General features: G+C 73.9%; 11 protein-coding genes. 4 read left to right on the top strand and 7 right to left on the bottom strand.

Annotated elements, in window-relative coordinates:
- Positions 1 to 73 precede the first annotated feature (73 nt).
- The gene (gene pdxS, locus ACH9D2_RS03340) at positions 74 to 1,027 is read left to right on the top strand and encodes a pyridoxal 5'-phosphate synthase lyase subunit PdxS (protein WP_396361335.1); all 954 of its coding nucleotides are present in this window, start codon (positions 74 to 76) and stop codon (positions 1,025 to 1,027) included.
- Positions 1,024 to 1,626 carry a pyridoxal 5'-phosphate synthase glutaminase subunit PdxT gene (gene pdxT, locus ACH9D2_RS03335; RefSeq protein ID WP_396361334.1) on the top strand — a complete coding sequence of 201 codons (603 nt, stop codon included), beginning with the start codon at positions 1,024 to 1,026 and terminating at the stop codon, positions 1,624 to 1,626. Before pdxS ends, pdxT begins: the two co-directional genes overlap by 4 nt.
- Positions 1,627 to 1,693: 67 nt before the next feature.
- Here the strand turns inward: pdxT and ACH9D2_RS03330 are convergent, their stop codons facing one another.
- The 5 genes from ACH9D2_RS03330 to ACH9D2_RS03310 all read right to left on the bottom strand — a co-directional run bounded on the left by ACH9D2_RS03330 (position 1,694) and on the right by ACH9D2_RS03310 (position 7,074).
- Positions 1,694 to 2,587 (bottom strand): universal stress protein, encoded by an 894-nt coding sequence (locus ACH9D2_RS03330; protein WP_396361333.1) that lies wholly within the window; start codon positions 2,585 to 2,587, stop codon positions 1,694 to 1,696.
- 50 nt (positions 2,588 to 2,637) lie between these two features.
- Positions 2,638 to 3,630: a universal stress protein gene (locus ACH9D2_RS03325; RefSeq protein ID WP_396361332.1), complete on the bottom strand. Its 993-nt coding sequence runs from the start codon at positions 3,628 to 3,630 to the stop codon at positions 2,638 to 2,640.
- 51 nt (positions 3,631 to 3,681) lie between these two features.
- On the bottom strand, positions 3,682 to 5,034 hold the full coding sequence (locus ACH9D2_RS03320) for an MATE family efflux transporter (RefSeq protein ID WP_396361331.1): 1,353 nt from the start codon (positions 5,032 to 5,034) through the stop codon (positions 3,682 to 3,684).
- Positions 5,035 to 5,108: 74 nt separating this feature from the next.
- Positions 5,109 to 6,566, bottom strand: a complete 1,458-nt coding sequence (locus tag ACH9D2_RS03315; RefSeq protein WP_396361330.1) for a benzaldehyde dehydrogenase — start codon at positions 6,564 to 6,566, stop codon at positions 5,109 to 5,111.
- A 130-nt stretch (positions 6,567 to 6,696) separates the two neighbouring features.
- Positions 6,697 to 7,074 (bottom strand): RNA-binding S4 domain-containing protein, encoded by a 378-nt coding sequence (locus tag ACH9D2_RS03310; protein WP_396361329.1) that lies wholly within the window; start codon positions 7,072 to 7,074, stop codon positions 6,697 to 6,699.
- 277 nt (positions 7,075 to 7,351) lie between these two features.
- On the opposite strand from ACH9D2_RS03310, the gene ACH9D2_RS03305 reads away from it, so the two are divergent.
- Together ACH9D2_RS03305 and ACH9D2_RS03300 are read left to right on the top strand one after the other, a co-directional pair.
- The gene (locus tag ACH9D2_RS03305) at positions 7,352 to 8,191 is read left to right on the top strand and encodes an ABC transporter substrate-binding protein (protein WP_396361328.1); all 840 of its coding nucleotides are present in this window, start codon (positions 7,352 to 7,354) and stop codon (positions 8,189 to 8,191) included.
- 153 nt (positions 8,192 to 8,344) lie between these two features.
- Entirely contained in the window at positions 8,345 to 10,324 is a 1,980-nt protein-coding gene (locus ACH9D2_RS03300; RefSeq protein WP_396361327.1) for a M13-type metalloendopeptidase, read from the top strand.
- A 22-nt stretch (positions 10,325 to 10,346) separates the two neighbouring features.
- Here ACH9D2_RS03300 and ACH9D2_RS03295 read toward each other — a convergent pair whose 3' ends face one another.
- The gene (locus ACH9D2_RS03295; RefSeq protein ID WP_396361326.1) at positions 10,347 to 12,071 is read right to left on the bottom strand and encodes an amidase; all 1,725 of its coding nucleotides are present in this window, start codon (positions 12,069 to 12,071) and stop codon (positions 10,347 to 10,349) included.
- A complete protein-coding gene (locus ACH9D2_RS03290) occupies positions 12,068 to 13,171 on the bottom strand; it encodes an agmatine deiminase family protein (protein ID WP_396361325.1) in 1,104 nt (367 codons plus the stop codon). The genes ACH9D2_RS03295 and ACH9D2_RS03290 overlap by 4 nt, the downstream gene beginning before the upstream one ends.
- Positions 13,172 to 13,225: the final 54 nt, after the last annotated feature.

Below are 13,225 nucleotides of genomic sequence, written 5' to 3'. Positions count from 1 at the left end.
ATTCCGGTGGTCCAACAGATTCTATCGATGGTGGACCTGTCGGTGGACCACTTGCGGCCGCAGGATGGACCCCATGACCGATCTGCAGACCACCCCTGCCCAGAACTCCGCCCGCACCGCCGCCTCGGACGCGACCCCGCTGACCGGCTCCCCGCTCGTCAAGCGCGGTCTCGCCGACATGCTCAAGGGCGGCGTCATCATGGACGTCGTCACCGCCGAGCAGGCCCGCATCGCCGAGGACGCCGGCGCCGTGGCCGTCATGGCCCTCGAACGCGTGCCGGCGGACATCCGCGCGCAGGGCGGCGTGGCCCGCATGTCCGACCCCGACCTCATCGAGGGCATCCAGGCCGCCGTCTCCATCCCCGTCATGGCGAAGGTGCGCATCGGCCACTTCGTGGAGGCCCAGGTGCTCGAGCACCTGAAGGTCGACTACATCGACGAGTCCGAGGTCCTCTCCCCGGCCGACTACGTCAACCACATCGACAAGCAGCGCTTCACCGTCCCGTTCGTGTGCGGGGCCACCAACCTGGGCGAGGCCCTGCGCCGGCTCGCCGAGGGCGCCGCCATGATCCGCTCGAAGGGCGAGGCCGGCACCGGCGACGTCTCCGAGGCCACCAAGCACATCCGCACCATCCGCGGCCAGATCGCCGAGCTGCAGGCCCTCCACCGGATCTCCCCCGACGCCCTCTACGTGAAGGCGAAGGAGCTCGCGGCCCCCTACGACATCGTCCTCGAGGTCGCCCGCACCGGGAAGCTGCCGGTCGTGCTGTTCACCGCCGGCGGCGTGGCCACCCCCGCGGACGCCGCCATGATGATGCAGCTCGGCGCCGACGGCGTGTTCGTGGGCTCCGGCATCTTCAAGTCCGGCAACCCCGCGGCCCGGGCGCAGGCCATCGTGAAGGCCACCGCCTACTTCGACGACCCGGAGAAGATCGCCGAGGCCTCCCGCGGGCTCGGCGAGGCGATGGTCGGCATCAACGTGGGCGATCTCCCGGCCCCGCACCGGCTCGCGGAGCGCGGCTGGTGAGTTCCGCGCCCCGCGTCGGCGTCCTCGCCCTGCAGGGCGGGGTCGCCGAGCACGCCGCGATGCTGCAGGAGCTCGGCGCCGAGCCCGTGCTCGTGAAGACGGCCGGGCAGCTCGACGGCCTGGACGCGATCGTCCTGCCCGGCGGGGAGTCCTCCACCGTGGACCGACTGCTGCGCCTGTTCGGGCTGCGGGAGCCGCTGCGGGACGCCGTCCTCGGCGGCCTGCCCACGCTCGGCACGTGCGCCGGGCTGATCCTGCTCGCGTCCGGCATCGAGGACCCCGCTCCCGGTCAGCAGTGCCTCGAGGTCCTGGACGTCACGGTGGCGCGCAACGCGTTCGGCCCGCAGACGGCCTCCGAGGAGGTCACGCTCGCCTGGGGCGGCGGCGGGGACGTCGTGCGCGCGGCCTTCATCCGGGCCCCCGCCGTGACCCGCGTCGGCGAGGGCGTCGAGGTCCTCGCCCGGCACCGGGGCGAGGTGGTCGCGGTGGCGAGCGGCGCCGTCGTCGGCATCTCGTTCCACCCCGAGCTGACCGGGGAGACCACGGTGCACCGGCACCTGCTGTCCCTCGTGGCCGCCCGGCGCCCGCTCCCCGCCTGAGGGGCCCGCACCCCGGGTGCTCGGTCGCGGCAGCCCGGGGCGAGGACTCCTCCAGCGGGCGGGCGGGTCAGTCCTTCCGTCGGCTCGGGACCACCATCACGGGGCCCTCGCCCTCGTTGAGCACGGCCTGCGAGACGGAGCCCATGAGCAGTCCCCGGAACCCGCCGTAGCCGCGGCTGCCGACCACCACCAGGTCCGCCGACCGCCCGGCCTCGACGAGCTGGTCCGCGGCCTGACCGCCGAGGACGAACGTCCGGACGTCCAGGTCCGGGTGGTCCGCCCGGACCGACGCCGCGACCTGGTCCACGAGGGACCGTGCCGGCTCGGTGAGCTGCTCGCGCACGGCCCGGTCCAGGTCGGCGGAGCCCGTCGGCATGCTCAGCGTCTCCGGGACCACGGTGATCAGCGCCAGGCCCGCACCGTGCCGCGCGGCGTACCGCCCGGCCGCCAGGACGGCCGGGTTGTCCCGTCCGAGCCGGTCCACGCCGACCACCACGCGCCCCGTGAAGGGTCCCTCCCCGCCACGGTCGTCCCTCGCCCGCGGGTCCCAGCGGTCCGGGAGGACGATCACGGGGCACTTCGCGTGCGCCGACGCCGCGGCCGTGACGGACCCGAGGCGTCCGCGCACCCCGCGGCGGCCGCGGCGGCCGAGCACCAGGGCCGCGGCGTCCTCCGACTCGTGCACCAGCACCCCGGCCGCGTCACCGCGCTCGACCACTGCGACCGCCGTGACACCGGCGTCGCGGGCCCTGGTGACGGCGGCGCCGGCGATCTTGTCGGCCTCCTCCTCGATCGCCTCCAGGAACGGCCCGTAGAGACTCGGGTCCACGGCGACGGGCCGCCCCATGGAGACCACCACCTTGAGCTCGCCGGCGAGGGCACCGGCCTCCCGGATCGCCCAGTCGAGGGCTCGCTCGCTGTTCTCGGAGCCGTCGTATCCGACGACGATCTGTTCCGCCATGTGCCGCTGCTCCCTGGATCGCCTGGGGGTGGGGTGCCGGGAAGGAGTGCTCAGGAACGGGGCGCGGGCACGACCATGACCGAACCGGTGGCGTTCTCCAGCACCGCTTGGGACACCGACCCGAGCAGCAGACCCCGGAAGCCGCCGATGCCGCGGGAGCCCACCACGACCAGGTCCGCCGAGTGCGTGGCGTTCATCAGGATGCGGGCCGGGCGGCCCACGAAGATGTGGTGCTCCACCGTCAGCTCGGGGTGCTCCTCGGCGATCTCGTCGGAGATCTGGGTGAGCTTCCGGTCGGCCTCGTGGAAGTACCGGGCCTGGTTGAACTCGTCCTGGAACCAGGCGGGCGTGCCGGACAGGGCGCCGTTCACGGAGACCAGCGCCAGGGCCTTGCCGTGCTCCTGCGCGTACTCCATGGCCTTCCCCAGCGCCGGGCTGCGCGATCCGAGGGCGTCCAGGCCCACGACCACCCGGCCGGTGAAGTCGATCTCGTCCGCCTTGACCGGCCCGTCGGCCTCGAGCGCGAAGTCGCTCCCGCTGCCGCCGCGCCGTTCGGTGTGCCCTTCGGCGTGCCGGGTTTCCGCGGCCTCGGGGACGATGATGACCGGGCACTTGGCGTGCGCCGCGACCGCCGCGGACACCGAGCCCAGCCGGCCGCGCAGCGCGCCGCCGCGACCGCGCTTGCCCATCACCACGAGGGCGGCCTCGCCCGACTGCTCCACGACGGCCTTGGCGGCGTCCCCGGCGGCCTCCACGACCTCGACGGGAAGCCCCGCCTGCTCCACGGCCTGCCGGGCCTCGGCCAGGTGCTCGGCGTTCTCCTTCTTGACGGCCTCGGTGAACCGCATCTCGAGTCCGGGGTCCCCGACCCCGATGACCGGGTAGGCGCCCAGCAGGCGCACCGTCAGGTTCTGGGCCCGGGCCTCGTCGAGGGCGCGCTCGAGCGCGTGACGGGCCTGGTCGGAGCCGTCGATGCCGACGAGCACGACGTTGTGCCCGGAGTCGGCGGATGACTGGTTTTCTGCACGGGGATCACTGTTCATGTTTGCATCGTAGGTGATCCACCCCACAAGTCCCGGGTGCGTCCCCGCTTGTTACCGAGCGTTCCGCAGCAGCCAGGAGTCGCCGCGGGCGCGCAGTCCCAGGGTCAGGGCGCGGGCCCCCAGGTAGCCGCCGGCGTAGGCGGTCCACAGCCACACGAACCCCTCGGTCCCGTCCCCCGCCCGGAGGGCGACGAGCACCAGCAGCGGGGCGTAGACCGCGAGATTGAGCACCCCGGCCACCGCGAGGTAGCGGGCGTCCCCGGCCCCGATGAGCACGCCGTCCAGGACGAAGACGTAGGCGGCCAGCGGCTGGCCGACCGCGACCACCAGCAGGGCCGCCGCGAACAGGGCCTGCACCGCGGGGTCGGGGCTGAGCAGGAAGCCCAGCCGCGTGCCGACCAGGGCCACGACGAGGCCCGTCACCACGCCGAAGCCGAGACCCCACAGGACCAGCCGGTTCATCAGGTCCCGGATCGCCCGGCGCTGCGCGGGGTCCTCGACGTCCCGCGCCCCCATGTCCCGGCCCAGCAGCGCCTGTGCGGCGATGGCGAGGGCGTCGAGGGCGAACGCCAGGAAGTTGAACACCGTCATCACGAGCTGGTGCGCCGCGAGGTTCTGGGCGCCCTGCCCGGTGACCACCAGGACGGTCGCGAGGATGGCCACCCGCAGGGAGACGGTGCGGAGCATGAGCCAGGAGCCCACGGTGAGGTGCGAGCGCAGCCGCGGCCACGTGGTCGCGGGCCCCACGCCGTGCGCGCGGGCGAGCCGGCGCATGATCCGCAGGTACGCCAGGGCCATGGCCCACTGCACGGCGCTCGTGCCGATCGCCGCACCGGCCACCCCCAGGCCCGCGCCGTGGACGAGCAGGAGGTTGAGCCCCGCGTTGGCCGCGGCCCCGATCCCGGCGATCAGCAGCGGGGTCCTGGTGTCCTGGAGCCCGCGCAGCACGCCGGTGGCCGCGAGCACGAGGAGCATGGCGGTCAGCCCGGGCAGGGACCAGTGCAGGTAGACGACGGCGTGCTCCAGGACCTCGCCGCGCGCGCCCATCAGCGCCAGCAGCGGACGGCCCAGCACCCAGCCGCCCGCGGACAGGAGGAGCCCGAGTCCCGCGGCCACCCACAGCCCGTCCCGGCCCACCGCGACGGCCTCCTGGAGCCGGCCCGCGCCGAGGTGCCGGGCGACCGCCGGGGTGGTGCTGTAGGCGAGGAAGACCATGAGTCCCACGACCGTCTGCAGCACGGCTGCGGCCACGCCCACACCGGCGAGCTGCGGGGTGCCGAGGTGGCCGACGATCGCGGAGTCCGCCAGCAGGAACAGCGGTTCGGCCACGAGCGCCCCGAAGGCGGGGACGGCCAGGGCCAGGATCTGCCGGTTGAGGCCGCGGGGGCGGGAGGTCGTGGTCACCGGTCCAGGCTACCGACGACCTCCCGCCCCCGCGGCGCACCGCCGGACGGGGCGGTGCTCCGGAGGGGGCGTGCTCAGAACGGGTAGTGCGGGACGTCCGGGCTGATCGTGATCCACTGCGTCTCGGTGAACGCGTCGATGTTGGCGGTCGGCCCGCCGAACCGGGAGCCGGTGCCGGAGGCGCCCATCCCGCCGAAGGGGGCGTTGGCCTCGTCGGCGACCGTCATCTCGTTGATGTGGATCTTGCCGGAGCGGATCCGGTCGGCGATCTTCATGGCCTCCCCCACGTCCCCGATGATGGACACCGAGAGACCGTACTCGGAGGCGTTGGCGAACTCCACGGCCTCGTCGGCGCTGCTGACCTTCATCACGGGCGCCACCGGTCCGAAGATCTCGTCCTTCCACGCCGTCATCTCGTGGGTCAGGTCGGCGAGCACCGTGGGCCGGTAGAACAGCCCGTCGTGGGAGCCCCCGGCGACCACCCGCGCGCCGGCGATGGCGGTCTCCTGCACGATCGCGTCGATGGACTTGAGCTGGCGCTCGTCGATGATCGGGCCCATGTGCACGGGCCCCTCGGACGGATCCCCGACCACGAGCGCCTCCGCCTTCGCGGCGAGCTTGTCCACGTACTCGTCGTGCAGGTCCTCGTGCACCAGGTGGCGCCCGGTGGTCATGCAGATCTGGCCCTGGTGGAAGAAGGAGCCCATCGCCCCGACCCCGGCGGCCAGGTCCACGTCCGCGCCGGGCAGGACGATGACCACGTTGTTGCCGCCCAGCTCCAGGTGGGCGCGCTTGAGGTGCTGCGCCGCGGCCGCGCCCACGTGCCGTCCGGCCGCCGTGGACCCGGTGAAGGACACGACGTCCACCTGCGGGGCCTCGACCGTGGCGGCCCCGACGTCACCGCCGCCGGGCACCAACTGCAGGACGCCGGACGGCAGCCCGGCCTCCTCGAACACCCGCATGATGAGCGCGCCGCCCGTGACCGAGGTGCGGGGGTCCGGCTTGAGGAGCACCGCGTTGCCCAGGGCCAGGGCGGGGGCCACCGAGCGGATCGAGAGGATCAGCGGGAAGTTGAACGGCGAGATCACCGAGACCACCCCGGCCGGCACCCGGCGGGACAGCGACCAGTGCGGCGCGTCCGAGGGCAGGACCTCCCCGTGCGGGTGGGTCGGCAGCGCGGAGGACTCGTAGCACTCCGCGGCCGCGACCGAGGCCTCCAGCCCGGCCTTGGGCTGGATCGCCCCGGTCTCCCGGACCACCCAGTCCATGACCTCCTCGGCGTGCTCCTCGAACAGCAGGCCGGCGCGGCGCAGCACCCCGGCGCGCTCGGAGGGCTTCAGCGCCGCCCACTCCTTCTGGGCCGCCGCGGCCTTCTCGGCCGCCTCGTACACGTCCTCGGGGGACGCGAAGCCGATCTGCCCCAGCGTCTCGTCCGTCGACGGGTTCTTGACGTCCTCGGTGCCGCCGCGGCCGTCGCGCCACCCGTTGACGTAGATCTTTCCGGTCCACACCGATGTGTCCAGCAGTGCCATGGGTCGAACTCCTCGGGTTCCGGCCGTGCGTCGAACCGCCGGACGGCGGAGTGACCCACGGCACACGTGCAGTGGGGATTATTCTGCGCCTTCCTGGGAGTGCGCCCGGAACGGGGCGCCCCGGGCGTCCTCAGAGACCCCGCAGACGGTCCATCTCCCGGCGGTCCTTCTTGGTGGGGCGGCCGGTGCCCCGGTCCCGCCGCGGGACGGCCGCGTGCAGCGCCGGGGGCGGCGGCGGGCTGTGGTCGACGTAGGCCTTCGCCGCCACCGGGGCCCCGACCCGCTTGGTCAGCAGCTGCACCACCTCCAGGACCTGTTCGTGCCCGGGACGTCGCACGGCGACCCGCTGGCCGGGCCGCACCGGCTGGGCGGCCTTGACCGAGGTGCCGTCGATCTTCACGTGGCCGGCACGGCACGCGGCCGTGGCGGCGGACCGGGTCTTGAACACGCGCACGGCCCACAGCCACACGTCCACGCGCACGCTCGCGGGCGCCGAGGCCGCCGTCATCGCCTCTCCTCGGGAGCCGGTGCCGGGAATTCGTCGATCGGGGTCATGGGCTCCATTGTGCCCAACCCGTGCCGGCCTTCGGACGCCGGACGGCTCCCGCGGACCCGCCCTCCGTGGCCGGGAGTGGGGACAGGGAATTGGCTACCGACCAGTGGTGTGCGACACAGCGGGAGTCCGACAGCCCCTACACTGAGGCTCATTCAACGGTGGGCCGCACCGGAGCACGACGCCGTGCACGGACCGGCGGCCGGCCACCTCCCGAGGGAAGGACAGATCCATGAAGAGCAGGTTCCACGGGGCAGCGACCCTGTCCGTGCTGGCCGTCTCCGCGCTGGCCCTGAGCGCGTGCACGAGCGACGGAGGGGGCGAGGAGGCCGCCGGCGAGGGCGAGATCAGCCTGATCAGCCCCGGGACCCTCACCGTCTGCTCGGACATCCCCTACGCCCCCTTCGAGTACGTCGAGGACGGCGAGACCGTGGGCTTCGACATCGACCTGGTCAACAGGATCGCGGAGGACCTCGGCGTGGAGACGAACGTCATCACCACGCCCTTCGAGGCCATCGAGACCGGCTCCGCGCTGGACACCGACCAGTGCGACCTCGCCGCGTCCGGCATGACCATCACCGAGGAGCGCGAGTCGGTGATGGACTTCTCCGAGCCCTACCTCGAGGACAACCTCGCCCTGCTCGTGGCGCCGGACTCCGGCATCGAGTCCGTGGCCGACATCGAGGGCCAGCGCGTGGGTGCGCAGCAGGCCACCACCGGCGAGGACTACGCCCGGGAGAACGGTGCGGACGTGGTCCAGTACGAGACCTCCTCGCTGATGATCCAGGGGCTCAACACCGACGACGTCAAGGCCGTGCTCGGCAACATCTCCGTGACCGGCCCCGCCATCTCGGACAACCCCGAGCTGCGGCTGGTCGAGGAGATCGAGACCGGCGAGCAGCTCGGGCTGGCCGTGAAGACGGGCAACACGGCCCTGCTGGAGCGGGTGAACGAGTCGCTGGCCACCATGGAGGAGGACGGCACCCTCGACCAGCTCAAGGCCGAGTGGCTGGGCACCGCGGACTCCGAGGGCGCGGACGCCCCGGCGAGCCCGGAGCCGACCGCGAGCTGACCCTCCGCCGCACCCGCCGGACGGGTGTGACGAGCACCACGGACGCCGTGGCCCGCGCACGGCGGGCCACGGCGCCGTCGTCCGTACGCTGGATCCGGGCGGGCCCCGCCGCCCCGCGTCCTCCGCCCCGCCACGACGACAGGGGAAGCTCCCGTGACCACCGTCTCCGGCCTCGAGCTGCAGCACGTGCACCCCGGCGTCCGCCCGCAGGACGACCTGTACCGCCACGTCAACGGCGGCTGGATCGAGGCGCACGAGCTGCCGGACGACCGCGCGTTCGACGGCGCCTCCGCGATCCTCACCGACCTGAACACGCAGCGGGTGCACGAGATCGTGCAGGAGGCCCCGGCCGGGTCGCGGATGGGCGCGCTGTACCGCTCCTTCCTCGACGAGGACGAGATCGAGCGCCGCGGGAGAGCCGTCCTGGCCCCGGACCTCGCGGTGCTGGACGCCGCCCGGGGGAAGGAGGGGCTCGCCCGCGCCTCGGCCGCCCTGCACCGCACCGGCGTGGACGGGCCGCTGTCCTTCTTCGTGGAGAACGACTCCCGGGACTCCTCCCGCTACTCGTTCTTCCTGCGCCAGGACGGGCTGTCCCTGCCCACCGACAGCTACTACACGGACCCGCTGCACGAGCGGCTGCGCACGGCGTTCACGGACCACGTCGCGGCGATGCTCGAGCTGGCGGGCCTGCCGGCGTGCTGGGGCGTGGCCGCCGGGGACGCCGCGGCGACCGTGCTCGCCATGGAGACGCAGCTCGCCGCCGCCCACTGGGACACCGTCTCCGCGCGCGACGTCGAGGAGATGTACAACCCCGTGGACCTGCCCGGGCTGGAGGCCATGGCGCCCGGCTTCCCGTGGACGGCGTGGCTGGAGGGCACCGCCCCGGAGCGCGGCACGGCGGTCTTCGACCGGGTCATCGTGCGCCAGCCCTCCTTCGTGACCCGGCTGGGCCGGCTGTGGCAGGAGTGGTCGGAGGAGCAGATCCGGATCTGGCAGTCGTGGCGGATCGTGTCCAAGCGCGCCCCGTTCCTGCCCCGGCCGTTCGTCGAGGAGAACTTCCGCTTCTACAGCACCGCCCTGTCCGGGATCACCCGCCCCCGCGAGCGGTGGCGGCGGGCCGAGTTCCTGGTCACCCGGATCCTGGGCGACGACGTGGCGCGCGACTACGTGGCCCGCTGGTTCCCGCCGGCGCACAAGGCCCGGGTGGAGCAGCTCGTGGAGCACCTCCTGGCCGCGTACCGGGAGCGGATCTCCCGGCTGGAGTGGATGTCGGAGGCCACGCGGGTCCGCGCCCTGGAGAAGCTGTCCACGTTCTCGGTCAAGGTCGGCTACCCCGAGACCTGGCGGGACTACTCCTCCCTGGAGCTGGACCCCGGGGACCTGCTCGGCAACGTCCGGGCGGGGCTGGCGCTGGAGCACGACCGCACCGTCGGGAAGATGGGCACCCCCGTCGACCGTGGCGAGTGGTTCCTCTACCCCCACTGGGTCAACGCCTACTTCCACCCCGTGCTCAACGAGGTGGTCTTCCCCGCGGGGATCCTGCAGCCGCCGTTCTTCGACGTCGGCGCCGACGACGCCGTGTGCTACGGCGCGATCGGCTCCGTGATCGGCCACGAGATCGGCCACGGCTTCGACGACCAGGGCGCCAAGTACGACGCCCGGGGCCACCTCGAGAACTGGTGGACCGACGAGGACCGCGCGGAGTTCGCCCGGCGCACCGCCGCGCTCGTCGCGCAGTACGACGGCTGCACGCCGCGCGGGCTGGACCCGGACCGGCACCGTGTCAGCGGGGCCTTCACGGTGGGCGAGAACATCGGGGACCTCGGCGGGCTGGAGATCGCCCTGGTGGCCTACCGGATGTCGCTGGCCGAGCGGGGCCTGGACCAGGACAGCGCTCCGGTGCTCGACGGGCTGAGCGGCGCGGAGCGCTTCTTCTACGCCTACGCGGCGCTGTGGCGCTCGACCGCCCGGGAGCAGGAGCAGGTCAACCGGCTGGCCACCGACCCGCACGCCCCGGCCGAGTTCCGCTGCAACAGCGTGGTGCAGAACATGTTCGCGTTCCACGACACCTTCGGCACCCGGCCCGGGGACGGCCTGTGGCTGGCCCCCGAGGAGCGCGTGAACATCTGGTGAGCCTCTTCCGCGGGCTGCGGGGTCAGCCGGCCGCCGACGGCGTGCGCGGCGGGACGGTGCGGCGCTCCCCGGTGGCCTCGAAGGCTGCGCCGAGCCGCAGGAGCGCGGTGTCGTCGTAGGCCCGCCCGGCGATCGTCAGACCGACGGGCATCCCGGTGTCGGCCATCGTGCCCATCGGCACGGTGACGGTGGGGATGCCGAGGTGCCGGGGCACGAGGTTGCCGTTGGCGACCCACACGCCGTTGCGCCAGGCGAGCTCCGCGGAGGCCGGGTCCACGTCGGCGTCGGCGGGCCCGACGTCGGCGACGGCCGGGAACACGACCGCGTCGAGGCCGAGCCCGTCCATCCACTGCTCCAGGTCGATCCGGCGGGTCTCCTCCAGCCCGCGCAGCCCCTCCGCCAAGCAGGGGATCGCGGTCAGGACCGGGACGCCGTGCTCCCGCACGAATCCCGGGTAGTCGGCGATGTCGTCGTCGAACCCGTCGTAGCGGTCGGGCAGCGCACCCTCCGGGTGGGGGAAGACCAGGGATCCGTCCACGTCGGCGAGCCGGTGCAGGGCGGGGTCCCCGTTGGCCTCGAGGAAGTCGTGCCACGCCCAGGCCGAGAGGTCCACGATCTCCCGGTGCAGGTACTCCGGGCTCACCAGGCCGCGGGTCGCGATCGTGGGCGCGCCCGGCCGGTCGCCCTCGTAGTTGCTCACCACCGGGAGGTCGACCTCGACCACCGTGGCGCCGGCGGCCTCGAGGTCGCGGCGCGCGGCCTCCCAGAGCGCGATCACGGAGGGGCGGGTCTCGATCCGCCGTCCGGTGGGACCGCCGATGCCCGGGGAGCCGGCGGTGCCGGCTCCGGGATCGGCGTTGACGTACATCCGCGGCACCCCCAGGCGGGCGCCGGCCAGGACGTCCGCGGCGCGCTCGGGGTCCGGGACGGCCAGCGCCGGATAGGAGGCGGGCCGCACCGAGGACGCCGCCGGGATCCCGACCCAGGGCTGCACCCGCCAGAAGTCGCCGCGGGGCTCGGGGTCGTCGGCGACCACCACGTCGAGCACCTCCAGCAGGTCGGCCATGGTGCGGGTGTGCGGGACGACGACGTCCATCGTGGGCACCAGCGGCCAGTTGCCGCGCACCGAGATCACCCCGCGCGAGGGGGTGTAGGCGCACAGCGCGTTGTTGGAGGCCGGGGCGCGGCCCGAGGACCAGGTCTCCTCCCCGAGGCCGAACGCGGCGAAGGAGGCCGCCGTGGCCGTCCCGGAGCCGTTGGAGGAGCCCGAGCCGAAGGCGGCGGTGAGGTACTCGCCGTTGTACGGGCTCTCCGCGCGGCCGTAGACGCCGCGCTGCATGCCCCCGTTGGCCATCGGCGGCATGTTGGTCAGCCCGATCAGCACCGCACCTCCCGCGCGCAGCCGCTCGATCGTGAAGGCGTCCTGCCGGGCCACGAGGTGCTCGAAGGCGGGCGAGCCGGCCGCCACCGTGAGCCCGCGGACCTGGTAGCTGTCCTTGGCGGTGTACGGGATCCCGTCCAGCGGACCGAGGGTCGCGCCCCGGGCCCGGCGGGCGTCGGAGGCACGGGCCTCCTCCAGCGCCGCGGGGTTGTCCACGACGACGGCGTTGAGCTCCGGCCCGCCGCGGTCGAAGGCCTCGATGCGCCGGAGGTAGGCGGTGACCAGCTCCTCGCTGGTCGTCCGGCCGGACTCCAGGGCGGCGCGCAGCTGCCCGATGCCCGCCTCGACGACGTCGAACGTGCTCATCGGTGGCCCTCCTCCCCGCTCGTGCCGGCCGGGCGGGCGGCCGGCTGCTGCTGGGTGATGCAGTGGATGCCGCCGCCGAAGGCGAAGATGTCGCGGGCGTCGACCAGCTCGACGGCCCGGCCGGGATAGGCCTGGGCCAGGATCCCGGCGGCGACGTCGTCGTGGGGGTCGTCGAAGGCGCACAGCACGACCACGCCGTTGGCGACGTAGTGGTTGATGTAGGAGAAGTCGACGAACCCGTCGCCGGCGTCGAGCACCGTGGGGGCGGGGACGTCGACGACGCGCAGCCGGCGGCCCCTCGCGTCGGTGGCCGCCTCCAGCACCGCGCGGAGCTGCCGGCTCACCGCGAAGTCGGGGTGGGCCGGGTCGTCCTGGCGGTGCACCAGGACGGTGCCCGGCCCGGCGAAGGCGGCGACGATGTCCACGTGGCCGCGGGTGCCGAACTCGTCGTAGTCCCGGGTGAGCCCGCGGGGCAGCCAGATGGCCTTGCTGGTGCCCAGGCGGGCGTGGATCTCGGCCTCGACCTGCCCCGTGGTGGCGCCGGGGTTGCGCCCGGGATCCAGCTGGACGGTCTCGGTGAGCAGAACCGTCCCCTCGCCGTCGACGTGGAACCCGCCCCCCTCGTTGACCAGGGTGCTGGGCCGCAGGTCCGCGCCCGCCTGCGCGGCGACGAAGCGGCCCAGCTGTTCGTCACGGCCCCAGGCGGCCCAGTCCTGGGCGCCCCAGCCGTTGAACACCCAGTCCACGGCGACCACGTCCCCGGTGGAGCCGTGGGCGAAGGTGGGCCCGGAGTCGCGCAGCCAGGCGTCGTCGAGCGGGGCCTCCACCACGTCGATGCCCTCCCCCAGCGCGGCACGGGCGGTGCCCGCGTCGGCGGGGGCCGCCACCACGGTGACGGGCTCGTAGCGGGCGATCGTCCGGGCCACGGCGGCCCAGGCGCGCCGCGCGCGGTCGAGGCTCTCGCCGCCGGCAGGGCCGAAGGTGTCGTTGGGAGTCGGGAAGGCCATCCAGGTGCGGTCGTGGGGATCCCACTCCGCAGGCATCACGGTGGTGGCCGTGCCGGCGGTCGCGCCGGTCGTGGTCTCAGGAGCAGGGTGCATGGTCGGTGGTCCTCGGGTGCCGGGGATGTGCTGCGGAGTGCTGCGCGGGGGCGG

This window comes from Kocuria rhizosphaericola (assembly GCF_044462205.1).
Lineage (GTDB): Bacteria > Actinomycetota > Actinomycetes > Actinomycetales > Micrococcaceae > Kocuria > Kocuria rhizosphaericola.
The sequence above is the reverse complement of the archived record's forward strand: the minus strand, read 5'-3'. Positions and strand labels throughout refer to the sequence as shown.